The organism is Geomonas oryzisoli, assembly GCF_018986915.1.
Classification (GTDB): Bacteria; Desulfobacterota; Desulfuromonadia; order Geobacterales; family Geobacteraceae; genus Geomonas; species Geomonas oryzisoli.
Window position 1 is genome coordinate 3707501 of sequence record NZ_CP076723.1, and the last position, 26870, is coordinate 3734370.

The 26870-nt window shown below is 63.0% G+C and carries 25 protein-coding genes (1 of these 25 cut by a window edge); 10 read left to right on the plus strand and 15 right to left on the minus strand.

Annotated features, from left to right (window positions below; all coding sequences use genetic code 11):
- The 5 genes from KP004_RS16265 to KP004_RS16285 form a co-directional block, all read left to right on the plus strand.
- Positions 1–478, plus strand: partial view of a DegQ family serine endoprotease gene (locus KP004_RS16265; RefSeq protein ID WP_216799481.1) — the 3' end only. The gene continues 956 nt to the left of window position 1, outside the view; the window shows 478 of its 1434 coding nt (coding positions 957–1434); the start codon falls outside the window, past its left edge; the stop codon is at positions 476–478.
- 59 nt (positions 479–537) lie between these two features.
- Complete coding sequence (locus KP004_RS16270; RefSeq protein ID WP_216799482.1) at positions 538–801, plus strand: hypothetical protein; 264 nt, start codon at positions 538–540, stop codon at positions 799–801.
- 102 nt (positions 802–903) lie between these two features.
- Positions 904–1863 carry an RluA family pseudouridine synthase gene (locus tag KP004_RS16275; protein ID WP_216799483.1) on the plus strand — a complete coding sequence of 320 codons (960 nt, stop codon included), beginning with the start codon at positions 904–906 and terminating at the stop codon, positions 1861–1863.
- Positions 1864–1951: 88 nt separating this feature from the next.
- Entirely contained in the window at positions 1952–2749 is a 798-nt protein-coding gene (gene pgeF, locus KP004_RS16280) for a peptidoglycan editing factor PgeF (protein WP_216799484.1), read from the plus strand.
- Between the two features lie 73 nt (positions 2750–2822).
- Positions 2823–3860, plus strand: a complete 1038-nt coding sequence (locus KP004_RS16285; protein ID WP_216799485.1) for a hypothetical protein — start codon at positions 2823–2825, stop codon at positions 3858–3860.
- A gap of 130 nt (positions 3861–3990) precedes the next feature.
- Here KP004_RS16285 and KP004_RS16290 read toward each other — a convergent pair whose 3' ends face one another.
- The 7 genes from KP004_RS16290 to KP004_RS16320 all read right to left on the minus strand — a co-directional run bounded on the left by KP004_RS16290 (position 3991) and on the right by KP004_RS16320 (position 13501).
- The gene (locus KP004_RS16290; RefSeq protein WP_216799486.1) at positions 3991–4155 is read right to left on the minus strand and encodes a hypothetical protein; all 165 of its coding nucleotides are present in this window, start codon (positions 4153–4155) and stop codon (positions 3991–3993) included.
- A gap of 3 nt (positions 4156–4158) precedes the next feature.
- Positions 4159–5619 (minus strand): glycogen synthase GlgA, encoded by a 1461-nt coding sequence (gene glgA, locus KP004_RS16295; RefSeq protein ID WP_216799487.1) that lies wholly within the window; start codon positions 5617–5619, stop codon positions 4159–4161.
- 83 nt (positions 5620–5702) lie between these two features.
- Positions 5703–7919: a glycoside hydrolase family 57 protein gene (locus tag KP004_RS16300; RefSeq protein ID WP_216799488.1), complete on the minus strand. Its 2217-nt coding sequence runs from the start codon at positions 7917–7919 to the stop codon at positions 5703–5705.
- A gap of 37 nt (positions 7920–7956) precedes the next feature.
- The gene (locus KP004_RS16305; RefSeq protein ID WP_216799489.1) at positions 7957–10467 is read right to left on the minus strand and encodes a mannose-1-phosphate guanyltransferase; all 2511 of its coding nucleotides are present in this window, start codon (positions 10465–10467) and stop codon (positions 7957–7959) included.
- A gap of 36 nt (positions 10468–10503) precedes the next feature.
- A complete protein-coding gene (locus KP004_RS16310; RefSeq protein ID WP_216799490.1) occupies positions 10504–10878 on the minus strand; it encodes a response regulator in 375 nt (124 codons plus the stop codon).
- A 1-nt stretch (position 10879) separates the two neighbouring features.
- Positions 10880–12502, minus strand: a complete 1623-nt coding sequence (locus KP004_RS16315; protein WP_216799491.1) for a GAF domain-containing sensor histidine kinase — start codon at positions 12500–12502, stop codon at positions 10880–10882.
- 315 nt (positions 12503–12817) lie between these two features.
- Positions 12818–13501: a Crp/Fnr family transcriptional regulator gene (locus KP004_RS16320; RefSeq protein WP_216799492.1), complete on the minus strand. Its 684-nt coding sequence runs from the start codon at positions 13499–13501 to the stop codon at positions 12818–12820.
- Positions 13502–13599: 98 nt separating this feature from the next.
- Here KP004_RS16320 and lptF point away from each other — a divergent pair, with 98 nt between their 5' ends.
- From lptF to KP004_RS16335, 3 genes are all read left to right on the plus strand, one after another.
- Positions 13600–14763 (plus strand): LPS export ABC transporter permease LptF, encoded by a 1164-nt coding sequence (gene lptF, locus KP004_RS16325; protein WP_216799493.1) that lies wholly within the window; start codon positions 13600–13602, stop codon positions 14761–14763.
- Positions 14760–15842, plus strand: coding sequence for an LPS export ABC transporter permease LptG (gene lptG, locus KP004_RS16330; RefSeq protein WP_216799494.1), 1083 nt, complete (start codon positions 14760–14762; stop codon positions 15840–15842). Before lptF ends, lptG begins: the two co-directional genes overlap by 4 nt.
- A 73-nt stretch (positions 15843–15915) precedes the next feature.
- A complete protein-coding gene (locus KP004_RS16335; protein WP_216799495.1) occupies positions 15916–16809 on the plus strand; it encodes a choice-of-anchor Z repeating domain-containing protein in 894 nt (297 codons plus the stop codon).
- 4 nt (positions 16810–16813) lie between these two features.
- Here the strand turns inward: KP004_RS16335 and KP004_RS16340 are convergent, their stop codons facing one another.
- From KP004_RS16340 to KP004_RS16370, 7 genes are all read right to left on the minus strand, one after another.
- Positions 16814–17218, minus strand: a complete 405-nt coding sequence (locus KP004_RS16340) for a VOC family protein (protein ID WP_216799496.1) — start codon at positions 17216–17218, stop codon at positions 16814–16816.
- An 18-nt stretch (positions 17219–17236) separates the two neighbouring features.
- On the minus strand, positions 17237–17953 hold the full coding sequence (locus tag KP004_RS16345) for a cytochrome c biogenesis CcdA family protein (protein ID WP_216799497.1): 717 nt from the start codon (positions 17951–17953) through the stop codon (positions 17237–17239).
- A gap of 60 nt (positions 17954–18013) precedes the next feature.
- Positions 18014–18529, minus strand: a complete 516-nt coding sequence (locus tag KP004_RS16350) for a TlpA disulfide reductase family protein (protein WP_216799498.1) — start codon at positions 18527–18529, stop codon at positions 18014–18016.
- Complete coding sequence (locus KP004_RS16355; RefSeq protein WP_216799499.1) at positions 18529–19890, minus strand: sigma-54-dependent transcriptional regulator; 1362 nt, start codon at positions 19888–19890, stop codon at positions 18529–18531. Before KP004_RS16355 ends, KP004_RS16350 begins: the two co-directional genes overlap by 1 nt.
- A gap of 364 nt (positions 19891–20254) precedes the next feature.
- Positions 20255–20515, minus strand: a complete 261-nt coding sequence (locus KP004_RS16360) for a hypothetical protein (RefSeq protein ID WP_239026836.1) — start codon at positions 20513–20515, stop codon at positions 20255–20257.
- 241 nt (positions 20516–20756) lie between these two features.
- Positions 20757–21725, minus strand: a complete 969-nt coding sequence (locus KP004_RS16365; RefSeq protein ID WP_216799500.1) for a polyprenyl synthetase family protein — start codon at positions 21723–21725, stop codon at positions 20757–20759.
- A 257-nt stretch (positions 21726–21982) separates the two neighbouring features.
- Positions 21983–22453 carry a hypothetical protein gene (locus KP004_RS16370; protein ID WP_216799501.1) on the minus strand — a complete coding sequence of 157 codons (471 nt, stop codon included), beginning with the start codon at positions 22451–22453 and terminating at the stop codon, positions 21983–21985.
- Between the two features lie 332 nt (positions 22454–22785).
- Here KP004_RS16370 and KP004_RS16375 point away from each other — a divergent pair, with 332 nt between their 5' ends.
- On the plus strand, positions 22786–24378 hold the full coding sequence (locus KP004_RS16375) for a glucose-6-phosphate isomerase (RefSeq protein ID WP_216799502.1): 1593 nt from the start codon (positions 22786–22788) through the stop codon (positions 24376–24378).
- A 104-nt stretch (positions 24379–24482) separates the two neighbouring features.
- On the opposite strand, the gene KP004_RS16380 is transcribed toward KP004_RS16375, so the two are convergent.
- Positions 24483–25646 carry an IS481 family transposase gene (locus KP004_RS16380; protein ID WP_216802350.1) on the minus strand — a complete coding sequence of 388 codons (1164 nt, stop codon included), beginning with the start codon at positions 25644–25646 and terminating at the stop codon, positions 24483–24485.
- A 204-nt stretch (positions 25647–25850) separates the two neighbouring features.
- Here KP004_RS16380 and ltaE point away from each other — a divergent pair, with 204 nt between their 5' ends.
- Positions 25851–26870 carry a low-specificity L-threonine aldolase gene (gene ltaE, locus KP004_RS16385; protein ID WP_216799503.1) on the plus strand — a complete coding sequence of 340 codons (1020 nt, stop codon included), beginning with the start codon at positions 25851–25853 and terminating at the stop codon, positions 26868–26870.

Genomic DNA, 26870 nt, shown 5'->3' on the forward strand with positions numbered 1-26870 from the left:
CATGCAGGGAGACGTCATTACCGGCTTCAACGGCGAAAACGTGAAGGACGTGCGCCAGTTGCAGCGCCTGGTCGGGGAGACCCCCATAGGCAAGAAGGTCGACATCACCCTGTACCGCGACGGCAAAGAGGTCAAGGTCGCGGTCACCACTGCCCCGGCGGAGAGCACCCCGGCGCAGTCGCAGATGCAAAGGCCGGAGCGTGAGGCCGGGTTGCTCGGGCTCTCCGTCGAGGAGCTGGGTCCGGAAATGCGGCGGCGCGGCATCACCGGCGTCGTGGTGAGCGACCTCGAACCCGGCGGCATCGCGGAGGAGAGCGGCATCCAGCGTGGCGACGTCATCGTCTCGGTGAACCAGAAGAAGGTTCGCAACCTCGCGGAGTACCAAAAGGCGATGAAGGATGCCAGCAACCGGGGTGCCGTGGCACTCCTGGTACGGCGCGGAAATGCCAACATCTATTTCGCCTTAAAATTAAGATAGAATCTTGAGGCAAAACTGCGTATAGTGTGCCCTGATATTTGACCGCCAGGGAGATTTCGATGAGTCTCATAGAAAACCAGGATCAGGCTAGACGGCTGGCCAGGGCCATCGTATCGGACGTTGCCATGTACAACCGCGAGAAGGTCGAGCAGGGGATCAAGGAAGATAACATCTTCGAACTCCTAAACGAGCAACTGGCAGAAGGCAGGGAGCATTTCCAGTCCCGGGTCAGCAAAGAACTGGCGGAATCCAACATCTTCGACATCGCCGTGGTCGACGTACTGATCAAGCGGGCGGGGAAGATAGAATCCAATATCTGGTAGGCAGTACAACTTCAACACTGACAGGTCCCGGGCGCGCTTCCATTCAGAAACGCGCCCGCGCTTTTTTACGGGAGTCACTCTCCCAGGAGAAACCAAGCAAAGATGGAACCGATTGAACTCACCTTCCCCTGCGACGCTGATCCCGAACGACTGGACAGCTTCATCGCCCGCAGCGTCCCCGAAATCACCCGATCCGCCGCGCTGAGGCTCATCGAGACCGGACAGGCCACGGTGAACGGCCAGCCACAAAAGCCCTCCCTCAAGCTCAAGGGTGGCGAAGCGGTCACGGTAACCATCCCGCCGCCGGCGCCGGCTCAACCGCAACCGGAGGAGATCCCGCTCGAGGTCCTGTACGAAGACAGCGACATCGTGGTGGTCAACAAGGGAGCCGGCATGGTGGTGCATCCCGGCGCCGGCAATGCCGACGGGACCCTCGTCAACGCGCTTCTTGCCCACTGCAAGGACCTCTCCGGCATCGGGGGTGAATTGCGGCCGGGCATCGTGCACCGCATCGACAAGGACACCTCGGGAACCCTCGTTATCGCCAAGAGCGACCGGGCCCACAACGGCCTCGCCGATCAGTTCAAGGTGCACAGCATCAAGCGGATCTACCTGGCGTTGGTGTACGGCAGCCCCAAGGAAGACCGCGGACGCATCGAGTCCGTGATCGGACGCCACCCCGTGGAGCGCAAGAAGATGTCGGGCAAGGCGCGGCACGGCAAGAACGCCATCACCCACTGGCGCGTCGAGGGGCGCTACCCCGGCGTGACGTTGGTGCGCCTGAGACTGGAGACGGGGCGCACGCACCAGATCAGGGTGCACCTCTCCGAGGCGGGACACCCGCTTTTGGCGGACGAAGTCTACGGCGGCGGCAGCCGGTTGGCCCAGTTGAAGGACCCGGTCCTCAAGCAGATGATCAAGGCGATGGGGCGCCAGGCGCTGCACGCCAAGACGCTCGGGTTCCTCCACCCCGTCACCGGAGAGTACCTGGAGTTCGACACGGAGCTGCCGCCGGACATGGCCGGCATCGTCGCCTATCTGGAAGAGAAAAACAGGGGCTAGGGACTAGGGACTAGGGGCTGGCGAAACCACCCGCCTTGCGTCCCCGCCCGTCGCCCCCCTTTAAAATGCATATAAAGAGGTGTCATACATGGAAATGCAGAAAGCAGGAAAGATCCAGTACCTGAAGCCGCGGGTCGCCGCAGGCGCTGTCGCCGGCTTCACCACACGCCACGAAGGGGTGTCGCGTCCCCCGTACAACTCGCTGAACCTAGGGAGCAACACGCTGGACTCGTCGCACAACGTGGAAGGAAACCGCAGCCTGCTCGCCCGCAGCCTGGGTGCGACGCTGGACCGTTTCCTCACCGTAAGCCAGGTGCACGGCACCGATCTCCTCGTGATCGACGCGCCCAACCCGGAGCTGTCCCACTTCCTGAAGCTTGAGTGCGACGGCATCGTCACCAACCAGCCCGGCATCATGATCGCAGTCTGCGTCGCTGACTGCGTCCCCATCCTGCTGCACGACCCTGTGCAGAAAGTGGTGGCTGCGCTGCACGCGGGGTGGCAGGGTACGGCAGGCAACATCGCCGCCAAGGGGGTCGAGGCACTGGTGAACCTGTTCGGCAGCAACAAAAAGGACATCATTGCCGCGATCGGTCCCCACATCGGGGCCTGCTGCTACGAGGTCGATGCCCCGGTGCGGGACGCCTGCAAGCAGGCCGGCATCGCCTGGGATCTCTGTGCCACCGCGCAGGGGGAAGGGAAGTGGATGCTCGACCTGGGCAAGGCCAACCGCCAGCTGCTCTCCGACGCCGGCGTTTCCGCCGAGCACATCCAGGGGAGCGAACACTGCGTCAGCTGCAACCAGGAGCTCTTCTTCTCCTACCGCCGCGACGAAGGGGACACCGGCAGACAGGTGGGCTTCATCATGCTGGAAGGTGAGCAATAAGCTGTGGCGCTTCGGCCGAGCTTCTGATATAAGACGGCGGAGAGTTAGAAACCTTTACAGGAGGCTTCAACAGATGAGGATCTTGTTCAGACTTGCCCTGCTCGTGGTGGTGACCGGCGCCCTTTTCGGCTGCGCCCACAACTACTACAACATCCCCCAGGAAACCCTGGAGAAAAAGGTGCGCACCATCGGGGTGGCGCCGTTCTTCACCGACGCCGACAGTGACATCAGGCATCCCGAGAAGGCTGCCATCATCTCCATCGTGCGCAGCTACAACGCAAAAAACGAGAAGGAACTGACCGCGAGGATCAGGAGCACCGGCATATTCTACGCGGTGCGCCCGGTATCGGCGGACCCGGACCGCCTCTTCAGCTCCCTGGTCTGGAACCGCGAGAAACGCGACGACGCCCGCATCGTCTACAACAAGTACTTCTTCAAGAAGGACGACTTGAAACAGCTCATGACCGACAACGGACTGGACGCCGTCCTTTTCGTGACGGTGAGCGGCCTGACCAAGCCGGGCAAGGTCTTCGCGAGCAACTTCCTGTCCTATCTGGAAACGGACTACAACTACCTCTCCATGACCGCGGTGATGCTGGACCGGGAGGGGAACACGGTATGGGAGTACCCCAACTTCCGTCGTGATTCGCCGTCCTACCCGATGTTCTTCTCGCTGCAGTATCCGGACTTCGACGAGGCGGCGGCGAACCTCACCGAGAAGGTCGACGTGAAGTTCAAGACGGTGGCAGGCGTCAACGCGGCCTTCGCCAAGAGCGAGGCCTCAACCGTCCCCAACGGCCCCGACGTTTCCACACTCTACGTGAAGCAGTTCGACGAGATGCTCGCGCTGATGCAGACCTACAAACCGCTCTTCGGCGCCAAGGAGAAGGAAAAGGAGACCCCGCCGGCTCCGGCCAGCGCCCCGGTCTACTACACACCGCCGGCGGCCCCGGCAGCGCCGGCAGCACCTGCACCGGCGGCACCTGCGCCTGCCCCGGCAGCACCTCAGGCTGTTGCACCGGCTCCCCAGCCCGCAGCGGCAGCGGCACCGGCGGGTCCGGCTCCGATCACCTCGGTGGACATCGTCCCGGAACAGCCTGCCGCGAAATAGTGGCGGCACCTTCCCCCACCCCCTAGCCCCCTCCCGCAAGGGGCGGGGGGACCAACGGCACAAACAAAAGGCGGCGCCGAGATCACTTCTCGGCGCCGCCTTCTTTTATTGCGCAGCCATTCGGCTCTAGTTACAACTCCTCGAACTCCTCCGGATCTTCCGGAGTTTCCTCGTCGTCTTCGGCCTCATCCTCGTCGTCATAGTCCTCGTCGACGACGCGCTTCAGAAATTCCTTATTGCTTTCGATGAGTCTCCGGATCTCACCGGCCAGTTCGTCGAGATCTTCGTGTTCCACAGGTTACGCCTCCCCTCCCTTGCGCAGCAACGCCTTGCGATACAGCTCCAGATACTTGTGCACCGAGTTCTGCCAGGAATAGTCGCTGCTCATGCCGCGACGCATCAGCTTCTTCCACAACGCCTTGTCCTGGTACGCCGTCACCGCCCGGTTGATCGCCTCCCAGAGCGCCTCCGCGCTGTACTCGTCGAAAACGAAGCCGTTGGGCGTCCTGTCGTTGTCCCGCGGGTCGAAGACGCTGTCGGCAAGCCCCCCGGTCCGGCGCACCACCGGAACCGTGCCGTAGCGCATGGCGATCAGCTGCCCCAGCCCGCACGGTTCGAAGAAGGAAGGCATCAGGAACATGTCGCTGCCGGCGTAGATCTTGGGCGCCAGGGAATGGTCAAAGCCGCTGGCGAAGGCGATGTTGCGGGCGCCGGCGGCCTTGATGTCGTTGAAGGCCTTCACGTAGCGCTCCTCGCCGTTGCCCAGCAGCACCAGTTGCATCGGGGCCTTGGCGATCATCGGCAACAGTTCCGCGATCAGGTCGAACCCCTTCTGGGCGACCATGCGCGAGACCATGCCGAAGACCGGGATCTCCGGCGCGCTGGCAAGCCCCATGAGCCGCTGCAGCCCGATCTTGTCGACCATCTTGCCGGAGAGGGAGGCGTGGCTGTAGTTCTTCATGATCTCCCGGTCCATGGCCGGGTTCCATTCCTCGTAGTCGAGCCCGTTCAAAATGCCGACCAGGTCATCCTTTCTGGTCTGCAGCACGCCGTGCAGGCCGCACCCCATCTCCGGGGTCCGGATCTCGCGGCAGTAGGCCTCGGAGACGGTGGTCACGAGGTCGGCGGTGAGGATGCCCCCCTTCAGGAGGTTCACCTTGCCGTAGAATTCCAGCCCGTCGATGTTGAAGCACTCCTTGGAGAGCCCCATGGTCGCGAGCTCCTCCTTGGGGAAGAGCCCCTGGTAGGCCAGGTTGTGGATGGTGAAGATGACCCCGGTCCTGGCGAAGAAAGGATCGTTCTTCCTCTCGTGCTTCAGATAATGCGGGATCAGCGCGGTCTGCCAGTCGTGGCAGTGGATGATGTCCGGCCTGAAGTCCATCTTCTTCAACAGTTCCAGGACGCAGCGGCAGAAGAAGGAGAAGCGCTGGGCGTTGTCGGGATAATCGCCGCTGGGGGTGCCGTAGAGCTCCTCGCGGGCGAAGTACTCCTTGTTCTCGATGAGGTAGACCGGGATCTCCCCGAGTGCTGCCTGGCGCAGGAACCCCTTCTTCTCCACGCCGTCCACCATCACCGAGGCGCTCTTGCGTCCCTTGCGAACCGCCATCCCCCCCCGCTCGACCACCGAGTAGAAGGGCATCATGATCCTCACGTCGTGACCGAGCGTCTTCAGAGTCTTCGGGAGTGCGCTGGCAACATCCGCCAGACCTCCGGTCTTGGCGAAGGGAGTGACCTCCGACGCAACAAACAAAATCTTCATGTAAAACCTCTAACACCCTGGAATTATAGGCATAGTCTAGATTAAGACGGCCCCCGGGTAAAGTTTTTTTGCAAAAGAAAAATTTAAGATGGATCCGGTTCGCAAGGGGAAAGGTCCTTGAGCGCCCCCGTCTCCCCCCCCAGGCAGGTGCCCGCATAGGCGAGCGCCAGCGGCGCCTCCATCGGCCAGCGGCCGAGCAGGTTGGGCCCGCGCGAGTGGGTCAGGTAGCAGCAGAGCCGGTCCCCCGCGTCCAGCCGCAGGGCCGGGAGCGGGATGCGCAGTTGCGCGCTGCGGCCGACCCAGTAGCGCCCCATCCCCCCGGAGGGCTGCCACGCCCCCTCCTTGAAAAGCTGCAGTTCCCCCTCGCCGTCGCCGGCCTGCATCTCGATCCGGTATTCGCCGCCCCCCATGAGGTGCAGCGACAGACGGTCGCCCGGCTGCAGCAGCTTTTCCAGCGACTGCGCGGCGTCGATCCTGAAATAGAAATAGTCGAGATCATAGCCGTAAAAGAACGACTGCAGCCCCGTTTCCGCGGCGTGCATCGCAGCCCCCTGCCGGGTCAGGTCGTACAACCCCGCCGAGAGCCACTCGAAGTAATCGTCGCCCGCCGGGCTTAACGAGGGGGTGATCAGCCGCGCCGGCCCCCGGACGAAGCCTGCCGGGCGCTGCTTCTTGATCGGCTCGTGCAGCTCCCCCGGGATCTCCAGCGCCAGCAGCTGGTAGACGTTGATCAGGTGGCTGCGGAACAACAGGTCGAAACTGCCGGAGTGGGGGGAGAAGTGGTCGTCGCCGTACCACCAGAACCAGTCGCTCCCCTGCGCGGCGTAGAGGGCCTTGCAGGCGCGCCGGGCCGCCTCGTCGCTGCTGGTCCCCCCGGAGAGGAGCTGGGCCACCTCGGGGCTCGTGTGCACCGCTGCCTCCCTCGCCTTGGCCAGATACTCCCATCCCAGGTTCTCCTCCGGATGGCCGATCCAGATGCCGTAGTCGGCATTGATCCAGGAGCCTGGATGCACGTGGCGCAGCACCCGCCGCTCCGGGACCCGCTCCAGCACCTCCGAAAACGTTGCCGGCTCCACCCCCGGGATCTGCGCCAGCGCGGCGTAGAGCCTGGAGAGGAAGGGAAGCCCGTTGTCGTGGTAGTGCTCCCAGGCGTTCTCCCCGTCCAGTATCACCGGAACCACCCGGGGGGAACGACACTGCTGCCGGATCTCCTTGACCCGCCCCACGAAATCGGCGACGGCCCGCTCCGCGTCCCACTGCGAGTAGGTGAAGCCGATCTGGTCCGAGAGCACCTGGTCCCGGAAGAACAGGGCGATCTCCTCCCCTCCCTGCTGGAACAGATAGGGCTCGTACAGGGCTTCGCGTCCCCCCCCAAGCCCCCCGGGGAGGGTCTGGGCCAGCACCCGCTCGTCGGAGGCGGTCCAGCAAAGCCCCTCCCGGGCGAGGATCCCGAGTGCCTCGTCGCTTACCGACCCCTCCGGGGGCCACATCCCGCGCGGCCTGAAGCCGAACAGCCTCTCGAAGCTCTCGATGCCCCGGGCCACCTGTCCCCGTGCGTCTTCCGGATAACGGATGTCGATCTTCGGGAGGTTCGCCGCGGGAAGCGCCACCCGCGCGATCCGCGAGTCGCACAGAAGCGGCAGGATCGGGTGGAAATACGGGGTCACCGAAAGCTCGACCTTCCCCTCCTGATGCAGTCTTCTGTACAGCGGGATGATCTCCGAGATCAGCTCGCGCTGGGTTTCGAAGAGCAGGGCCTTGTCCCCGGCGTCGAACCCCCTCCCCTTGCGGATCAGCTCCTTGAATATCGGGAAGCGCCGGCGCGCCGCCTCCCCGGTCCAGGCGAGGTAGAACCAGACCTGCAGATCGAGCAGGTCCCGCTCCCCGAAGAGGGGCGCCCGGCAGGCGGCCGCACCGGGAACCCCGTCCCCGGCCATCCGGTACAGCTCCAGGTAGCGCGGGTAGGGCTCGATCATGCGCCGCTTGTTGGCGGAGAAGAAGTTTTCCAGGAGAAAGGCCCGCTCCGACGGATCCAGCTCGCCCGGTGCCTTGCGCGCAAGGGTGAGGTAGGGATCGACCGCCTCCCCCGAGGCGTAGTCCAGGATCTGCTCCAACAGCGAGGGGACCAGGTTGAAGACCACCTTGGCGCCGGGGCTCTCCGCGACGATGGCGGGCATGTCGTAGTAGTCCTTCACCGCATGGAGGTAGACCCAGGGGAGCAGGTACTCCCCCCGGACCGGATCCTTGTAGAAGGGCTGGTGCATGTGCCAAAGCAGCGTGAGATACAGTGGTTCGCTCATCCTATCCCCTTGACGCGGCGCAAGGCCGCGACGCCCGCTACTGGGCCAGCTCCTTTTTCCAGCGCTCCACCTTCTGCATGTACTCCTCCAGGAGCTTCTGCGCCGTCTTGGGGTCCTTGGCCTCGGCCACCACGTGGATCACCGGCTGGTACTGGTCGGGGAGCACCAGCACCCAGTCGTTGCCGAAGGAAACCTTTATGCCGTCGATGAAGGAGGCCTCCTTGTCCAGGCTGTCCTCGCTCATCTTGCGCATGATCCCACCCTTCTTCTCCCAGACGCAGGGGACCTTCCCCTGCAGGAAGGAGCTCTTGGGGACCTCCTTCAAGACGCGCGACAGCGGCACCCCGGTGGCGCAGGAGAGCTCGATGGTCTTGGCGATGGTGAACATGCCGTCGAAGGCCGCCTGGAACTTCGGGAAGGCGAAGCGCCCGGCCATGGATCCGGCCATGACCACCTCCGGCGAAATGGCAGCCTCGATCATGGAGCGGTCCATGCTCTTGGTGCGGCGCACCGAGCAGCCGTTCTCCTGGGCGATCTCCTCGATCACCGAGGGCGCCGACACCGGCACCGCGAAGGCGCCCCGGGCGCCGGTCTTCACCATGAGCAGCGTCATGAGCGCAAGGAACTCCTCGGGCTGGCAGATCCTGCCGGTCTCGTCCACCAGCACCACCTCCTCGACCGTGGGGTCGAGCCAGAAGCCGGCGCGCGCCTCCAGCGTCATCACGATCTTCGCGAGCTGCTGCAGGGAGTTCGGTTTCTCGTCCACGGTCTTCGAGCCGCGCTGCTCGTCAAGGTAGGTGTTGAGCCCGATCACCTCGCACCCCAGGTCGTTCAGGATCTGGGGGAGGATCTGCCCGGCCGGCGAGTGGTTGAAGTCGACCACCACCTTGGGCCGGGAGCCTCTGATGAGCTGCTGGTCGACGCCGCGGAAGAACCCTTCCCGGTAGAAGTCCATCACCTGCGGAAGCTCGGTGATCCCACCCGGTTCCATGTGGTGGGCGCGCCGGAAGTTCTCCTTGTAGAAGATGCGCTCGATGTTCTTGCCCATGGAGGAGGAGAAGTCGAGGCCGTCGGCGTCGAGAAAGACGATCTCGGTGGTGGCCGGGTCCTCGAGCGACTGGCGGAAGTGCACCCCACCCACCTCCCCGAAGGTGCGCAGCTTGTAGCGCAGGATCGGAAGCGACACCATCCTGATGTCGCGCACGTTGACCCCGGCGGAGAGGATCCCGCCCAGGAAGCTTCGTTTGAGCATGCGCGAGGAGAGGGTCGTGTCGCGGCCGACCAGGACGTGGCTCCCCTTGGGGAGGGAGGTGCCGTAGGCGCAGCCAAGCTTCGCCACGAACTCGGGGGTGAGCTCGATGTTGGTGAGCCCCTTGATCATCTCCCCCTCGAACAGGGACTTCTTCCAGCGCTCGCCCCAGATCAGGTTGCCGGTGACGGTGGAGCCCGCCTCGATCAGCTTGCGGGGCCAGATCTTCACGTCCCGCTTGATGTAGCTCTCCTCGCCGATGGCGGTATCGTCCGCGATCACCCCCCCCTCTTCCATCACGGTCGCGGTGCCCACGCTCACGTTGTTGCAGATGACGCAGTCGACGACCTTGGCCCCCTTTTTGATGTAGGCGTTGTCCCAGACCACCACCCGGGTCAGCTTGACCCCGGGCTCGATGATGCAGTTGCGGCCGATGACGGTGTCCTTGATCTCCGCCCCGCCCTGGATCTGGGAGTTGTCACCGACGACCACCGTTCCCTCCACCACGGTCCCCTCGCCCAGCCTGACGTCCAGCCCGACCCGGAGGTCGACGCCGGCCATCTCCCGCCGGGGCTCGTCCACCTTGACGCTCACCTTCCCCTTGAGGATGTCGTGGTGCGCCTCCCGGTAGGAATCGGTGTTGCCGATGTCCCGCCAGTACCCCTTGACCGGGAACCCGAACAGCGGCGCCTTCTTCTTCAAAAGGAGCGGGAACAGGTCCTGGGAGAAATCGAAGTTCTCCCCCTCGGGGATGTACTTGAAGATCTCCGGTTCCAGGACGTAGATGCCGGTGTTGATGGTGTCGGAGATCACCTCGCCCCACCCGGGCTTCTCCAGGAACTGGGTGATGCGCTTCTCCTTGTCCGTGATCACCACGCCGAACTGCAGCGGGTCCTTCACCGAGGTGAGGGTGATGGTGGAGAGCGCCTTGTTCGCCTCGTGGAAGTCGATCACCTTCTGGAGGTTGAAATCGGTCAACAGGTCGCCGCTGATGATCAGGAAGCGCTCGTCCAGGTACTTCTCGGCGCACTTCACCGCGCCGGCGGTCCCCATGTCCTCAAGCGGCGTCACGTAGGTGATCCGCACCCCGAGGTCGGCGCCGTCCCGGAAGAAGTTCTTGATCACGCTGGGCTGGTGGTACAGGAGCATGACCAGGTCGGTCACGCCGTATTTCTTCAAGAGTTCCACGATGTGCAGCATGATCGGGCGGTTCATGAGCGGAACCATCGGCTTGGGGATGTTGCAGGTAAGCGGTTGCATGCGGGTGCCGAAACCACCCGCCATAATCACTGCCTTCATAGGTGCAAGCCTCCAAAAGAAAGAATCAGGTTGAGGTTAAGGTTGAGAAAGGCGCTGCCTCTTGGCCAGGACCCGGGCAATCTCGTCTTTCAGCTCCTGCAGGTCGCTCGACTTCACCACGTAACCGTCGGCGAGCCAGGCGGAGAAGTCGTCCTTGTAGCAGGAGAAGGCGGTGCACAGGATCACCGGGATGGTGTGCCGCTCCTTGACGATGCGCTGCAAAAGTTCGATGCCGCTCTCGTTCTTCAGCTTTATGTCGATCACGGCGAGGTCGAAACTCTCCGACTCCAGCTTCTCGACCGCCTCCAGGGCGCTCCCCGCCGTCACCACCTGATACCCCTCGTCGCTCAGCTCCTGCGAGTACAGCAGCCTGATGTTCGCCTCGTCGTCAACCACCAACAGTTTCGCCATCTCAGATGTTCTCCTTTCTGGTCAAAAGCCTGATGCTGTACGTATTGCCGCCCCCGGGGCGGCTGATGATCGACAGGGAATTCCCCTGCCTTTCCAGGATGGACTTGCACAGGGAGAGCCCCACCCCCTCCCCGAGCTCCTGGGTCTGAAAAAAGGGAGCCGTGAGGGCCTCCTGCGCGGTCTGGGTGAGCGGCTTGCCGTCGTCGCTGATGCGCAAGAGCACCCCGTCCCCGTCCAGCACGCTCTCGATGCGCAGCTCCCCCCCCCGCTCCATCGCGGCAAGGGCCGTGGTGGTGATGGTCTTCAGGCAGTAGCTGATCTGCTTGTAGTCGATGCGCACCATGGGAAGCTCCGGGGCCAGTTCCATCCGGCACCGCACCCCCGCCTGTTCCAGCGCCCCCTCGAGCTCCGTCATCGCCTTCCCCACCAGCTCGTTCAGGTCCCAGAAGTCGGTGACCGGGAACAGGGACTCCGAGTAATCGAGCACCTCGCTCAGCACATCCTCCAGCTGCCGCGTCTCGCGCACGATCGACTCCAGGTAGCCGCGCTTATCGTCCTGGTCCGGGGTCGCCTTCAACAGGGTCCGGGCAAAGCCGCCGATCACCATGAGCGGGTTCCTGATGGAGTGGGCGATGCTGGAAGTGATCTTGCCCACCAGCGCCATCTTCTCCATCTTCACGATCAGCTCCTGCTGCTCGCGCAGCTTCACGTTGGCCGCCTTCTGTTTGGCCACCTCCTCCTGCAGGCGCTCGTACAGGGAGGCGCGCTCCAGCGCGAAGGCGACCGGGAAGGCGAAGGTCTCCAGCGACTGCATGTCCTGCAGGGTGATCGGCTTGTGGGTGATGCAGTTGTCCGCGATGATGACGCCGATGCGGCGGTTCCTGGAGATGAGCGGCATGACCAGGAAGGTATCGACGCCGAGGATGCGGGCCAGCCCCCGGTCCAGGTCGGGGTTGTTGAGCGCGTTTTCCACCAGGATCGGCTTCTTCCCGGTCAGGGCCCGGTTGAAGATGTGCCCCTGGTCGGTCATGGGGACCGTGAGCTGGTTCAGGATGTCGTGGAACTTCACCTTCTCGGAGCTGAGCTTGGTCTTCTGGAAGTCCCGCGCCAGCTGCCGCAGGGTGAAGTTGCTGCGGCCGATGTCCTCCCAGGTGCGCCAGGCCTCCTCGTAGTCCCGGGGACCGACCCCCAGGTAGCCGCGTATGTGGCGCCGGTCCTTGTCCGTCATCAGCAGGAAGGCCCGGTTCATCCCGAACCCCTTGCCGGCGGTGATCGCGGTCATGGCTATGGAAAGTACCTCGTCAAGGTCGAGCGAGGTCTGCAGCACCAGGCCCACCTCGCGCAGGAACTTGATCTCGCGGGTCTTGCTGTTCAAAAAGCTCAGCATGGCCCCCATCTGGGTCTTTTGTTCCTGGAACTCGGTCAGTATGTACGGGAGTACGTCCGAAAGCGGGTAACCCGACCCCTTCATGCGGGCCAGGTCGTTCTTGAAGCGGGGGCACTCAACGCACTTCTCCACGATCCTGCGGCGCTGGGAAACCAACAGGTCCTCTTCCCCCTCGCCTATGTACGGGCAGTTTTCCGGCTCGATCTGTTCCTTACTCCAACAGCATTCCCAATCCAAGCTCCCTCCGGGTGCGGCTCATGATATGGCAGGACGAAACGGCAAAAGTATAGCAGCCACTTCGGCCATAGCAAGTACAATCCGGCAATTTACTTAAAAACATTAATTAATAATTTAGTTTCAATTGGTTGCGCGACCGAGCGGTCTCGGTAAAGGCGCAGGCAGCACAAGGCTCGGCGCGGTACTGCGGGGAAAGGGAATCGAACTAGCGGAGGCGGGGCGGGGAAAATATGGCTACAGTACCATTAACAGAAAGGGCCCCGCGGTCTAACCGGGGGCCCTTCTCGTCTGCTGCTATCGGTACCGCGGGGGAGGTTACTTCCCCGCTATCATCTTCAGCTTCTCCATCTGCATGATGGTCACCTTGTTGCCGTCCAGCTCGATGACCCCTTCGTCCTTCATCTTCTTGAAGGTGCGGGAGAGGGTCTCGCTCACGGTGCCCAGGCGCGAGGCAAGCTCGCCCTTGCGCATATCGAGCTCGAGGTAGGTCTTGCCCTGGTAGCTGGTGCTCTTGCGGGCGGCCAGGTCCAGGAGGTAGGAGGCGAGCCGGGACGGGGCGTCGGCGAAGGAGAGCTCCTCGATCTGCCGGGCGAAGCGCCGCAAAAGGAGCGAGAGCGAGGCGATCAGGTTCATGGAGAAGCGGGGGTTGCGCTCCAAAAGCCCCATGAAGGCGCCGCGCGGGAAGAACAGCACCTCGCCCCGCTCCACTCCGCGCGCCTCGGCCGGGTACTTGCCGTCGCCGAAGAAGGCGGCCTCGGCGAAGGTCTCCACCGGGTGCACCATGTGCAGCACCTTCTCGCGCCCGTCCGGGGAGATCTTGCACAGCTTCAGCGCGCCCGAGGCGAGCAGGTAGAACCCTTCCGCCTTCTCCCCTTCGGTGAACAGCGTCTCCCCCTTGGCGAACGGGCGCCGCACCGCGATATCGGCGAGCTCGACCAGGTACTCCTCTTCCAGACCCGAAAAAAGCAGGGCCTTCCTGATGATGTCCTTGTTTTCCATGCCCACCTTTTTACCCAAAATGAAAACCGCGGTCAAGGGGTAGTTGAACTGCGTCCCTCCTTTACTTCCCCGGCCATCTCATGTAAGATCGCGAGTTCATGAAAAAGACCCTGTACCGTTACATTTTCAACGAGATACCGCCCCCGTTCCTGGTAGGCATGGTGACCTTCACCTTCGTGCTTTTAATGGGGCGTTTCCTGAGGCTGGCCGAGATGGTGGTCGAGAAGGGGGTTCCCTTCGGCGACGTCGTGCGCATGGTGACCTACCTGCTCCCCTCCTTCTGGCTGTTCACCATCCCCATGGCGCTGCTCCTCTCCATACTGCTCGCCTTCGGGCGCCTCTCCGGCGACAGCGAGGTGACCGCCATGAAGAGCTGCGGCATCAGCCTGTACGGACTGCTCCCCCCTCCGCTGGTCTTCTCGGTGCTGGCGACCCTGGGCTGCCTCTGGGTCACCATCTACGCCGTCCCCTGGGGCAACAGCTCCTTCAAGAAGCTGATGCTGGACATAGCCCAAAGCAGCGCCGGCGTCTCCATCAAGGAGAAGGTCTTCAACAACGCCTTTCCGGACATGGTGATCTACGCGGACGGGCTGGACGGCAAGGGGCAGAACATGAACGGGGTCATCGTCCACGACGAGCGCGACCCGAAAACACCGACCACCATCTTCGCCGACACCGGCGCGCTCTTCTCGGACCCGCGCAGCCACTCCATGGAATTCCAGCTCAAAAACGGCTCGATCCACCGCAGCGAGGAGGGGGGCGGCTACCGGATGGTCCAGTTCCAGGAGTACATCCTGCGCGTCGCCCTGGCCGACACCACCCCCAAGGGGCCCAAGAAGACGAGCGAGATGACCATCGAAGAGTTGCGCCACCCGCCCGCAGGGACCCCGAAGAAGGAGGTGCGGCTGCGCCGCCAGGAGCTGTACAGCCGCCTGGCCCTCCCCTTCTCCTGCATCGTGTTCACCTTCGTCGGTGTGCCGCTGGGAATCCAGAACCGCCGTTCGGGAAAGGCCTCCGGGTTCTCGCTCAGCATCGCCGTCATCCTGTGCTATTACATCGCCCTCTCCGGCTTCGACACGCTGGGTGAGAAGCTCATCCTGCCGCCGCTCCTCTCCGGGTGGGGGCCCAACCTGCTGTTCCTGCTGGCGGGAGGATACCTGTTCATGAAAACCGCCGCCGAGGAACCGCTGCCGCTGGCCGCGCTGTACCAGCGCCTGAAGGATGCGGTCTCTGCCCGCCTGCACAGGGGGGAGAAGCGATGAGGATCCTGACCCGCTACGTGGCCAAGGCGTACCTGAGGATGCTGGGGCTTTGCCTGGGCTCCTTCGTCACCATCTACCTCGTGGTCGACTTCATGGAGAAGATCGGCCGCTTCACCCGCACCGGCGCGTCCTGGAAGTACCTGGCGCTGTTCTTCATCACCAAGATCCCGGAGATGATCAACGACTCGGCGCCGCTGGCGGTGCTCATGGCGACACTGCTCACCCTGGGTGCATTCTCGCTGAGCTCCGAACTGACCGCCATGCGCAGTTGCGGCGTGAGCCTCGTGCGCATCAGCGCCCCCATCCTCGCGATCTCGGTGCTGATGAGCCTGGTGGTCCTGATGCTGGGCGAGTTCGTGATCCCGAAGAGTTACTCGCAGCGCCTCTACATCCAGGAGGTGCTGATCCAGAAAAAAAGCCCGTCCATGTACTTCCGGCAGCACAACATCTGGTACCGCGAAGGTGAGACGGTGCTGCGGGCGAGCCTGTTCGAGCCGAGCCAGAACCAGCTCAAGGGGGTCACCCTGTGGGAGATACAGCCCAAGACCGGGCTGCCGCTGAGGCGGGCGGACGCCTCCATGGGGCAACTGGGAGAGCGCGGCTGGAGTTTCACCGAGGTGACGGTGCGCGACTTCCGGGACGGCGAGGTCGTCCAGACCCGGAAGTACCCGGCGCTGGCCCTCCCCCTGAAACTGAAGCCGGCCGATCTCAAGGTGCTGGGCAAGTACTCGGACAGCATGACCCTCAGGCAGCTCAACAGCTACTGCAAGAAGATCCAGGCCGGGGGGTACGATGCCACCCGCTACATCACCCAGTTCCACAGCAGGATCTCGCTCCCCTTCGGCTGCGCCGTCATGGCGTTTCTCGGCATCCCCTTCGCGCTGCGCGGCGGGAGGTCCAGCGGCATCGCCTTCGGCGTCGGGCTTTCCATCGCGGTGGGCTTTCTGTACGTGATCACCAACTCCGTGATCATTTCGGTGGGGCAGGTGGGCCTGCTCCCCCCCATGGTGGCGGCCTGGGCCACCAACTTCATCTTCCTGGCCGCGGGAGGATGGCTCGCTCTTACCATTGACAACTGACGGGCCGGGGCCGAAAATGGCTCCCGGCCTTCAGATTCCTGCTATCACATGTAGCTTTTTCGGAGGGAGACCCATGATGCGCAACTTCGTCATATCCTTGCTTGTTTTGCTGCTGTGCGCCGCAGTAGCGCCGGCCCAGCAACTCCCCGCCCCGGCGGCTGATGCCGGCCGGCTGGCGCCGCTGAGCGTCCTCAGCATCCTCCCCGCCCAGGGCGAGCCGGGCACCACGGTCACCCTGAACGGCACCGGGTTCACCCCCGCCACCACGGTCATGCTGGGGAGCCGCGAGCTTCCCGCCCAGGTCGTCGGCGGGCGCATCATGACCTTCGAGCTCCCCGAGCTCCCGCCGGGCGCCTACGCCCTGTTCCTGAAGCGGGACGACGGCGCCACCACCCGCCCCTTCAACTTCGTGCTGCAGGCGCAAAAGCCCACCGTTTCCTCCCTCATCCCCGATACGGTCACCAGTTGCGCCACCGGGCGCGAGCGCGAGGTGCTGGTCAACGGGGCCAACTTCAGGACCGGCACCCGGGTGCTGCTGGACGGTGCCGTGATCACCACCCGCTTCATCTCGCCGGTCATGCTCGCCTTCACCGTGCCGACGCTCCCCGCCGGCGTGCACCAGGTGCAGGTGAAAAATCCCACCGATGCCACCTCGACCGTCCTCGCGCTCTTCATCGACGCCAAGCCGGAAATAGCGAACGTGTCCGTGGGGAGGGAATTCGTGAACTACTACGAACTGATCGTGAGCGGGAGGAACTTCCACCAGAATTCGGTGCTGGTCGTGGACGGCAAGAGGCTCGCCACCGGGAAACAGCTGGTGGGCGAGAGGGAGCAGCTCGTGTACGGCGGGTGCAACCAGATTACCTACCTGAGATTCCCCTACGACCCGACGCCGAAGGAGATCACCCTGCAGGTGGTGAACCAAAACGGCGAGGAGAGCGCCCTTTTCACCATCAGCGCCCCCTGACCTGTCAGTCGACCGGCTCCTCCAGCACCACGAGGTAGCCGTCCGGATCGAAGCACCAGACCTCGTAGGTGCCGTAGGGCTTGCGTTCCAGGGGATAGAGGATCTCGAGGTCCTCTTCCAGAAGCTCCTGGTAGATGTCCTCGATCCCCTCGACCACGAGGTGCAGCGTCATGCCGACCCCGCGCGGAAAACCCTGCAGGCGCGCCTGCAGGATCGGGTGCAGCTGCGCCACCGCCGCATCGTCCACGAAGATGATCTGGAACCCGTCGGCCTCCAGAAGCAGATGCTCCGGCGCTCCCAGCGCGATGAGCGGACGCTGCACCGGCAGGCCGAGGATCCCGGCGTAGAAGGCCTCGGTGGTCCCGAGGTCGGACACGCAGAGCTGGATGGTAAGCGGGATCTCGTCCACGGCGCTCCCCTCCGGGCGCTACTCGCCGAACCAGGCGCTGGTGTACCTGCTGATCAGCACCATCGAGTTGGTGAAGATCAGGATGCCCACCACGACCATGAAGGCCCCGGTGATGATCTCGAACATCCGTATGTGCCGCTTGAAGCGGCGGAAGAAGATCAGGAACTGGTGCAGCGCGAGGGAGGCGATGAAGAACGGGATGGCGAGCCCCATGGAGTAGGACAGCAAAAGCCAGACCCCGCGCCCTTCCGTGGCGGCGACGGCGAGGATGGTGGCCAGGATCGGTCCGATGCACGGCGTCCAACCGGCGGCGAAGACCACCCCCACCACGAAGCTCCCCAGGTACCCGGCGGGCTTTCTGTGCAGGGTGAGCTTCTTCTCGCCCAGCAGCATGGTGATGTCGAACAGCCCCGACACGTGGATGCCGAAGACGACGATCAGGATGCCGCCGATGCGGCGGATGGCGGTCTTGTGCTCGTGCAGGAAATCCCCGACCAGGGTGGCCGAGGCCCCCAGCAGGACGAAGACGCAGGTGAAGCCTGCGATGAAGAGCAGGGAGTGGATGATGGTCTGCTGCCGCACCTTGTGGCTTGGGTGCTCCGCGTTCAGGTCCGCGAAGGAAAGCCCGGTGATGTAGGTGATATACGACGGGATGAGCGGCAGCACGCAAGGGGAGAGAAACGACAGCAGCCCCGCCACGAAAGCGCCGATCATGCTGATGTTGTTCGTTTCCATATGGTTCCTCCTGGCGTTTGACGGTTGCGCCCCCCGCGACATCGGGGGCAAGCGGCCGGCTTATTTGCCGGCCATGATTTCCTGCAGGGCCTGGATCACCTCGGGATGGCTCCAGTCCAGCCCCCCCACCACCTTCTTCCGGATCACACCCTTGCCATCGACCACGAAGGTCTCGGGGACGCCGGTGGTGCCGTAGCGTCTGGCTACCTGGCCGTCGGTGTCGAGCAGGGCGGGGAGCGTGACGCCGCCGCGCTTGAAGAACTCCTCCACCGCGCCCTTACCCCCCTCGTCGATGGAAATGGCGAGCATCTGGAAGTTCTTACCCTGCATCGCCTGGTTGAGCTTCACCATGGACGGGATCTCCTCCCGGCAGGGGGGGCACCAGGTCGCCCAGAAGTTCACCAGCACCAGTTTACCCTTAAGGCTCGACAACTGCACCGGTTTGCCGGAGAGGTCCTTCAGTGTGAAATCCGGGGCGGGGTTCCCCTCCACGGCAGGCGCTTGGGCCTCTTTCTTTGCGCACCCAAAGGCCGCCAGCACGGCTACCACGAGCAGGGCAGCGATCAAACGTCTCATTATTTCCTCCCCGGTTGCGAGATGTTGTACTTTTCCATCCGGTAAATCAGCGTGTGGCGCGGGATGCGCAGAAAGCGCGCCGCGGCGGTCTGGTTCCAGTCGCAGCGGTTGAGCGCCTCGAGGACCACCTCCATCTCGAGCTGTTCCAGGGAATACCCGCCGGCGGGGAGCCTCAGCACGCCCCCCTCGGGAGCGGGCGCCGCGGCCGAAATCTTGGCGGGGAGCTCGTCCACGCCGATCTGGTCCCCCTCGCGCATGATAAGCAGTCGCTCCACCGTGTTCTCCAGCTCGCGCACGTTACCCGGCCAGGCGTATTCCTGGAGCCTTTGCAGCGCCTCCTTGGAGAAGGTCACCCCCTCGGCGCCGAACTTGCCGCAAAAATAGCGGATCAGCAGCGCTACGTCCTCGACCCGCTCGCGCAGCGGCGGGAGCTGGATCGGGATCACCGAGAGCCGGTAGTAGAGGTCCTCGCGGAATTTTCCCTCCGCGATCCAGCGCTCCAGGTCGGCGTTGGTCGCCGCCACCACCCGGAGGTCTATCTTCTGCAGCGAGGTCCCACCCACCGGCTCGACCACACGCTCCTGCAGCACCCGCAACAGCTTGGGCTGCAGTTCAAGCGGAAGGTCCCCGACCTCGTCGAGGAAGATGGTGCCGCCGTCGGCCAGCTGGAACTTCCCCTCCTTGTCGCGGATCGCGCCGGTAAAGGCCCCCTTGACGTGGCCGAAAAGCTCGCTCTCCAGGAGATCCCTGGGGATGGCGGCGCAATTGACCGCCACGAAGGGAGCGGCCCGGCGCGAGCTCCCGGAGTGGATCGCCCGCGCCACCAGCTCCTTGCCGGTGCCGGACTCCCCGGTTATCAGCACGGTGGCCTCGGTGTCGGCGACCTTGCGCACCACGGAAAAGACCCCCTCCATGGCCCGGGAGGTGCCCACGATGCTCTTGAATTCGGTGCGGCCGGAAAGCTCCTCCTTGAGCAGGCGGTTCTCCTCGGAGAGCCCCTGCAGTTGGAGCCCCTTGAGCACGGTCACCTTCAGCTCTTCACGGTTGAAGGGCTTGGTGAGGTAATGGAAGGCACCGAGCTTCATCGCCTCCACGGCGGTATCGATGGCGCCGAAGGCGGTCAGGACGATGACCACGGTGGAAGGAGCGCGCTCCTTGACAGTGGAGAGCACCTCGAAGCCGGTAATGCCCGGCATCTTCAGGTCGGTGATAACCAGTTGCGGGGACTTCTCATCGAAGAGTTGCAGCCCGGCGGAGCCGTCGGCGGCGGTGTAGACGTCGTACCCTTCCTGCTGCAGGTTGTACTCGAGCACGCGCCTAAGCGAGCTGTCGTCATCTATGATCAGTATCTTTGGGGGCATGGTTTCCCGGATGAGGACGAAAGGGGTCGTATAAGGAGACAGGTCAATTTTTAACCGATTTACCCAGCGAGGGCAACCCTTTTTATAATGAACCTAATCTCGGCGCCTCTGCCCCTGACGGGCGGCAGCCTGCGAAGTCGCCAGCGCCGCGGCTCGCCCAAAGGGGACCTCGCGCAGCAGGACACGGAACTCACATGAGGGATCTGACGGTGACGGGAGTAACGAAGGGTGCGTGAAGAAAGCCTGGGAGGATTCGAAAAGAGGGTAATTAAGGGAAAAAGAGGACGACTGGTGCCGCTTAAGCCAAGCGGTACCACTGTTGCCCCGGGTGGACAGCCCGGGCATGAACTGCGCCACGGTCGGGCTAGGGGCGACGCCCCCGGGGCCTGCGTGGGCCGCCGAAGTAGCTTTGGGTCAGCTCGCGGGTGCCGATCGCCAGAGGGAGCAGGTCTTCGTGCCGTTTCAGCGTCTCAGGCAGCGACGGCCCGTCCGTGATGATGAAATCGTCCTCGCCCAGACAGGTCTTGGCGAAGAAGCGCCCGGCGGCGCTGCAGAAGATCTTTATACTAAACACCTCTCCGTTCACTTCCAGTTCAGACGAGTGCAACAGCATCTCTTCGTCCACATCTCCCCCCGGAATTTCATAACACTGAATAGAAGACATGGATTGAACAGCAAGAACTGCACCAAGGGGAGGGAAGCCCGGGCGGGCGGAGCCGGCGAATGCGGAAAGGCGCAATCCGGCTTGAGGAAAACAAATGAGCACCGGGTAACCGATGCTCATTAAGAATAGGTGAACGAGAAAAAAGCCTGTCGTTTTCCGAAAAAATGGCGGGAAAGCCGCTAAATGACGGGGCTCGGGACGGTTATTTGACTCGGGTCACCACGTAGTCGGCAAGCTCGGCAAGTGCCTCACGGGCGGCCGACGCGGGGAACTTCTCGAGGTGCTTCTTGCACAGGGCGACGTGCTCGCCGGCCGAAGCCACCGTGTGCTCGATGCCGCCGTAGCGTTGCACCAGGGCCAGCACCTGGCCGAAATCCTCGTCCGAGAGGAGGTCCTTCTCCACCACGCCGGCGATGAAGTCGCGTTCCTGGTCGCTGCACTGCTTGAGGGTGTGGATGAGCGGCAGCGTGATCTTCCCTTCCTCGAGGTCGTGTCCGATGCTCTTGCCGAACTGCTCTTCGCTGGCGGTGTAGTCCAGGGTGTCGTCCATGAGCTGGAAGGCGATGCCGAGGTCCATGCCGTAGTCCGCGACCGCCTGCCTGAGCTCGGGGTCCACGCCGCCGAGGATGGCGCCGACCTCGCAGGCCGCAGAGAGGAGAATGGCGGTCTTGCTGCGTACCACCTCGATGTAGCGCTCCACGGTGATCTCGAGGTCGCTGGTGCAGACCAGCTGCAGCACTTCGCCTTCCGCGATCATGGTCGTGGCGTCGGCGAGTACCTTGAGGATGCCCAGGTCGCCGTCGGCCACCATGAGCGAAAAGGACTTGGAAAAGAGGAAGTCGCCGACCAGGACCGAGGCTTCGTTGCCCCAGAGGGTGTTGGCGGAGGCCAGACCGCGGCGCAGGTTCGCGTTGTCCACCACGTCGTCATGCAACAGGGTGGCGGTGTGGATGAACTCCACCACGCTGGCCAGCGGTACGCTGCGGCTCCCCTCGTAACCACAGAGCCTGGCCGCCAGAAGCACCAGCGCCGGACGGATCCTCTTCCCGCCGCTGGAAAGCACGTACTCGCCCACCTTGCGAATCAGCGGGACATCCGACTGCAGATCCTTCTTGAACTGCAGTTCCACGTTTTTGAGATCTTCCCCAATCAGGGCAAGCGCTGCATCCATAATAAGGCCTCGGTTCTGCGACTCGCACTAGGGCTGTCTTAGGCTTAGAAATTATTAACGGCACGAAATCGCGCCGTTTTTCTGCACCAGCAGGGCTGGGAATTTTAATGGGAAACGACGGAGCACTCTAACAAATCCGTATTCAATATTCAAGGCATTTCGTCTACGAAGATGAGGCGCGGACAGGGGAAACGGAGGGGTGCGGGGGGCAGATACAGCAAGAAAGGGCGGGACCGTCACGGCCCCGCCCCCCTGCTTCAGGCGGCGCGCTGCTCCTGGTTCACCAGGCCGCACAGCTTCAGTTCCTTTTCGAGCTTCGCCTTGGTGAGTCCCAACGCGCGGCACATCCTCTCCCGGTTGCAGTCGTAACGCTCCATGGCCATGAGCAGCAGCGCCTTTCTGAGCGAGACCGAGAGCTTGTCCATGACGTGCTCCCTGGATGTCGCCGAGATCAGGGTGAAAAAGGGTTGCAGGCTTCTCTGGAAGAGCTGGGCGCTTTCATCGACATGCATCTTGCGTTCGGTATTCATCTTTCTCACCCTCATCAAGTTGGCTGCGATCTTGTCCATATCCTCATTCAACAGATGCCAGACATCCGGATCGTAGGCCACGGTCAACACCACGGCGATCCGTTCCGCGTCAGGAATCTGCTGCCGCTTGACCAGCACCACCTCCATCGCGCCGAACCCGTCTCCTGCCGTACAGGCCCCTCTATGATTGCTCACCATGTCCCACCTCCCAGTCGCGGTATCGAACAGCGAACCCGACCGCGCCCGCTGTTCATTTTTGATGGCACCTTGTCCGTTTCAACTGCCGTACCAATTCCGGCGGCCGACGGACCAGGGCCCAAGCGCCTGGTTTTCCACGATTATTCCCGCATGCCGGCGCGACGTGCAGCGGGTCCCTGCCGAAAATGTTGTTCACAACTTGCACATCGCCGCCGGGATTGTGCAATTTAGGCCTAGCACGCTCCGACTTGAATAAAAACTAATCTATGCTATCATGCCCCGACGCACATGAGAAAGACGCGGGCAACGCCCTAATCAAAACAGGAGGGGACATGCAAAAGCTGCAGCTTTGGGAGCGCTACAAGAACCGGCTCTACCACCATGCCGAACTGGACCTTACCGTCGACACCAGCCGCATGAACTTTCCCGACTCATACCTCGATGAGATGGAACCGCGTCTGCAGAAGGCATACGAAGCAATGGCCGAGCTGGAGGCTGGAGCCGTGGCGAATCCCGACGAGCAGCGCATGGTGGGGCACTACTGGCTCAGGGCCCCGGAGCTGGCGCCGACACCGGAGCTTGCCGAAGAGATCCGCGCCACCCTAGCCTCCGTGAAGGCCTTCGCCTCCTCCGTGCACCAGGGCAACATCGCCGCTCCCGACGGGCACCGCTTCGAAAACCTGCTGATCGTCGGCATCGGCGGCTCCGCACTCGGGCCGCAGTTCGTGGCGGACAGCCTCGGCGGCCCGCAGGACCGCATGAAGGTCTTTTTCTTCGACAACACCGATCCCGACGGCATGGACAAGGTGCTGGCCGAGATCGGCACCGGGCTCAAGCGGACGTTGACCGTGGTGATCTCCAAAAGCGGCGGCACCAAGGAAACCCGCAACGGCATGCTCGAGGCGCGCCAGGCCTTCGAGAAGGCGGGGCTTCACTTTGCCGCTCACGCGGTCGCCGTTACCGGCAGCGACAGCGAGCTCGACCGTACCGCATCGCAGGAGGGGTGGCTGGGCACGCTCCCCATGTGGGACTGGGTCGGCGGCCGCACCTCGGTGACCTCCGCGGTGGGGCTCCTCCCGGCGGCCTTGCAGGGGATCGACATCGACCAGCTCCTGGCGGGCGCGGGAATCTGCGACCAGGCGACCCGCAGCCGCGTGACCAGGGACAACCCCGCCGCGCTCCTTGCCCTTTCCTGGTTCCACGCCACCGGCGGCAAGGGGACCCGCGACATGGTGCTCCTCCCCTACAAGGACCGGCTGCTCCTGTTTTCCCGCTACCTGCAGCAGCTCATCATGGAATCGCTGGGCAAGGAACTGGACCGCGACGGCAACACGGTGCTCCAGGGGATCACGGTCTACGGCAACAAAGGCTCCACCGATCAGCACGCCTACGTGCAGCAGCTGCGCGAAGGGGTTGCCAACTTCTTCGTCACCTTCATCGAAGTACTTAAGGACCGGGAAGGGGCATCCATGTTGGTCGAACCGGGAGCCACCTCGGGAGACTACCTGTCCGGCTTTTTCCAGGGGACCAGGTCGGCGCTCTATGAAAAGGATCGCGAATCGGTTACCATCACCATCCGCGAGGTCAGCCCCCGTAGCGTCGGTGCGCTGATCGCGCTGTACGAGCGGGCGGTCGGACTGTACGCCTCGCTCATCAACGTGAACGCCTACCATCAACCCGGTGTCGAGGCGGGCAAGAAAGCCGCCGGTACCGTGCTCAAGCTGCAGGGAGAAATCCTGGAGATGCTGCGGCGGCAGCCGGACCGGGAGTTCACCTGCGCGGACATGGCCATGACCCTGGCGCGCCCCGAAGATGTGGAGACGGTATTCATGATCCTGCGCCACCTGGCCGCGAACCCCGGCCACAGGGTGAGCGCCACCCCCGGGGACAAGGTGTGGGAGAACAGGTTCCGCGCCGCCAGATGAAATCACACCCCTTAACGCAAAGGCGCAAAGACACCAAGACGCAAAGGAACGACGAAACCGATGCATTAACGTCCCCCCCTTTGCGAAGGGTGTATAGACCGGAGTCAAGGGTGACAGTCGTTCGGAGACATGGGTGACACTTTTTTCTCACCAATCCGGATCTCCCGGAGCTTGTGGTGGCAGTAGTAAATCAAAAATGTTCCGTCCTGATCCGTGGGGCGAAAAGCAACCGGTTCCCCTCGTAACGCCCTGGAGACCCTGAACACTTGGCCTTTGAAGAAGACGATCCCTTTGTCCTGCACTTTTCGGACGTGATCACCGGGCGCATACTCGATTCGCGGTGGCACCTCTGGGTACATCCGTGCACTTGGCTGATAGCGGGTAACTGGCGGCTTTTGCCCTAATGACTCATGTGGCCGCTTTGAGTTGTACAAGACTCTAAACTCGTCAAAAGCTTGTTGGCATTGAGCTAAATCGTCGAAATTTTTACCAGCTATTGCTTCTACAAGCAGGGTGCGGTGAAACCGCTCGTCTTTACCCTGGGTCTGAGGGTGGTATGGCCGTGAATGACTCACACCTACTCCGAGCCGGATTAACCAGGCTGTCAGCACAGTGAGTTGGTATTCTCCGTCGTCTCCCCAGGGACTGCCATTATCCATGGTCATTCGGTCTGGCAATCCGTAGTTTCGAAAGGCGGCAACAAGAGCATTCTTTACGCTAGCAGTTGTCTCGTCGCCACAAGCTTGGAGCACCAGGTTGTAGCGAGAGTGGTCATCTAGGACCGTCAACGGGTGACAGCGGCCCTGACGGGTTAGAAAATGGCCTTTGAAGTCCATCTGCCACAGAGCATTCGGGTGGGGATGCTCAAAACGAATAAAAGCCCTGTGCTTTGCGGACTCTGCCGGGGCTAACTGACCGTTACGGCGTAAGATCTCAGTAATCGTGGAAGCTGCAGGGAACACTTGTTTCCCGTCTGCTTCCAGACAAGCCTTGATCTTACGGCCACCCCAAGCCGGGTGCTCTTTTCTAAGCGCAAGGATTGCACTCTCGACGGAGACATCAGTCTGTACAGGACTGTTATGGGGGCGTCGAGAGCAGTCGTAAAGGCCAGCATCTCCATGCTCCTTATACCGACGAATCCACTTATAGCCTTTGTCGCGGCTGATGTTGAACTGCCGACAAAGCTGCGAAATATTGCTGCCGTCTTGAATCGCTAACATCACGAACTCTGTCCTGAGGGTCATGGTCGTCACCTCTTGCCAAGGCATGCCCACCTCCAAAGAGGGAAGTAATTTCTTGGCAATAAGTGTCACCCATGTCTCCGAACATGTGTAACCTATGTCTCCGGTCTATACAAAGGGGGGACAGGGGGGATTGCCTCTCCCCAAATAAAAGCAAATCCCCCTGAATCCCCCTTCGCAAAGGGGGACTTTTATTGGGACACACCTTCAACACCGGATACAGAGGAGCAGATGAAGACAGTAGACCTGAGAAGCGACACGGTAACACGCCCCTCCGAGGCGATGCGCCGGGTGATGACAGAAGCCAATGTGGGGGACGACGTTTACGGCGAGGACCCGACGGTAAACAGGCTGGAGGCTATGGCGGCCGAGCTGCTGGGCAAGGAAAAGGCAATTTTCGTCCCCAGCGGCACCATGAGCAACCTGACCGCACTCCTTTCCCACTGCGGGCGCGGCGACGAGTACATCGCCGGGCAGGACGCGCACATCTACCGCTGGGAGGGAGGCGGCGGCGCCATCTTCGGCGGTATTCAACCCCAGCCCCTGGACTTCGAGGAGGACGGGACGCTGAACCTGGACCGGGTGCGCCGCGCCGTGAAACCGGCGGACCACCACCATGCAGTGACCCGACTCCTCTGCCTGGAGAACACCCAAGGGGGCCGGGTGCTCCCCCTCCCCTACCTCGCAGAAGCGGCGGCCGTGGCCAAAGAATTGGGTCTCGCCATGCACCTCGACGGCGCACGCGTCTTCAACGCCGCCGTCTACCTCGGGGTTCCGGTGCGGGAGATCGCCCGGCACTTCGACTCGGTGTCGGTCTGCCTCTCCAAGGGGCTGGGCGCGCCGGTCGGCTCGGTGCTGTGCGGCAGCGCCGATCTGATCAACCGCGCGCACCGCTGGCGCAAGGTGGCCGGCGGCGGCATGCGGCAGGCAGGCATCCTGGCGGCGGCTGGCATCTACGCCCTGCAGCGCAACGTGGAGCGGCTCGCCGAGGACCACGAGAACGCGGAACTCCTCTCCAGCGGCCTGGGCCACATCGACGAACTCCTGGTGAGCCAGGCGCGCACCAACATCCTCTTCGTCACCCCGCCCGCCGGAAGCGCACCGCAACTGCGTGAGGCGTTAGCCGCCGAAGGGATCCTGATCGGGGGAGGCGACGTGATCCGCCTGGTGACCCATCTCGACATCGACGGCGCCGACGTGGAGCGCACCGTGGCCGCCTTCAAGCGCTTCTTCGCGGGCAAGGGAAAGTGA

Excerpts from the sequence above, each read along its gene's own strand:
- lptF (WP_216799493.1), top strand. The coding sequence starts at position 13,600 with ATGAAAAAGACCCTGTACCGTTACATTTTCAACGAGATACCGCCCCCG.
- pgeF (WP_216799484.1), top strand. The coding sequence starts at position 1,952 with ATGGAAATGCAGAAAGCAGGAAAGATCCAGTACCTGAAGCCGCGGGTC.
- KP004_RS16335 (WP_216799495.1), top strand. The coding sequence starts at position 15,916 with ATGATGCGCAACTTCGTCATATCCTTGCTTGTTTTGCTGCTGTGCGCC.
- KP004_RS16355 (WP_216799499.1), bottom strand. The coding sequence starts at position 19,890 with ATGCCCCCAAAGATACTGATCATAGATGACGACAGCTCGCTTAGGCGC.
- KP004_RS16275 (WP_216799483.1), top strand. The coding sequence starts at position 904 with ATGGAACCGATTGAACTCACCTTCCCCTGCGACGCTGATCCCGAACGA.
- ltaE (WP_216799503.1), top strand. The coding sequence starts at position 25,851 with ATGAAGACAGTAGACCTGAGAAGCGACACGGTAACACGCCCCTCCGAG.
- KP004_RS16350 (WP_216799498.1), bottom strand. The coding sequence starts at position 18,529 with ATGAGACGTTTGATCGCTGCCCTGCTCGTGGTAGCCGTGCTGGCGGCC.
- KP004_RS16345 (WP_216799497.1), bottom strand. The coding sequence starts at position 17,953 with ATGGAAACGAACAACATCAGCATGATCGGCGCTTTCGTGGCGGGGCTG.
- KP004_RS16370 (WP_216799501.1), bottom strand. The coding sequence starts at position 22,453 with ATGGTGAGCAATCATAGAGGGGCCTGTACGGCAGGAGACGGGTTCGGC.
- KP004_RS16270 (WP_216799482.1), top strand. The coding sequence starts at position 538 with ATGAGTCTCATAGAAAACCAGGATCAGGCTAGACGGCTGGCCAGGGCC.
- glgA (WP_216799487.1), bottom strand. The coding sequence starts at position 5,619 with ATGAAGATTTTGTTTGTTGCGTCGGAGGTCACTCCCTTCGCCAAGACC.
- KP004_RS16300 (WP_216799488.1), bottom strand. The coding sequence starts at position 7,919 with ATGAGCGAACCACTGTATCTCACGCTGCTTTGGCACATGCACCAGCCC.
- KP004_RS16285 (WP_216799485.1), top strand. The coding sequence starts at position 2,823 with ATGAGGATCTTGTTCAGACTTGCCCTGCTCGTGGTGGTGACCGGCGCC.
- KP004_RS16365 (WP_216799500.1), bottom strand. The coding sequence starts at position 21,725 with ATGGATGCAGCGCTTGCCCTGATTGGGGAAGATCTCAAAAACGTGGAA.
- lptG (WP_216799494.1), top strand. The coding sequence starts at position 14,760 with ATGAGGATCCTGACCCGCTACGTGGCCAAGGCGTACCTGAGGATGCTG.
- KP004_RS16310 (WP_216799490.1), bottom strand. The coding sequence starts at position 10,878 with ATGGCGAAACTGTTGGTGGTTGACGACGAGGCGAACATCAGGCTGCTG.
- KP004_RS16320 (WP_216799492.1), bottom strand. The coding sequence starts at position 13,501 with ATGGAAAACAAGGACATCATCAGGAAGGCCCTGCTTTTTTCGGGTCTG.
- KP004_RS16380 (WP_216802350.1), bottom strand. The coding sequence starts at position 25,646 with ATGCCTTGGCAAGAGGTGACGACCATGACCCTCAGGACAGAGTTCGTG.
- KP004_RS16375 (WP_216799502.1), top strand. The coding sequence starts at position 22,786 with ATGCAAAAGCTGCAGCTTTGGGAGCGCTACAAGAACCGGCTCTACCAC.
- KP004_RS16305 (WP_216799489.1), bottom strand. The coding sequence starts at position 10,467 with ATGAAGGCAGTGATTATGGCGGGTGGTTTCGGCACCCGCATGCAACCG.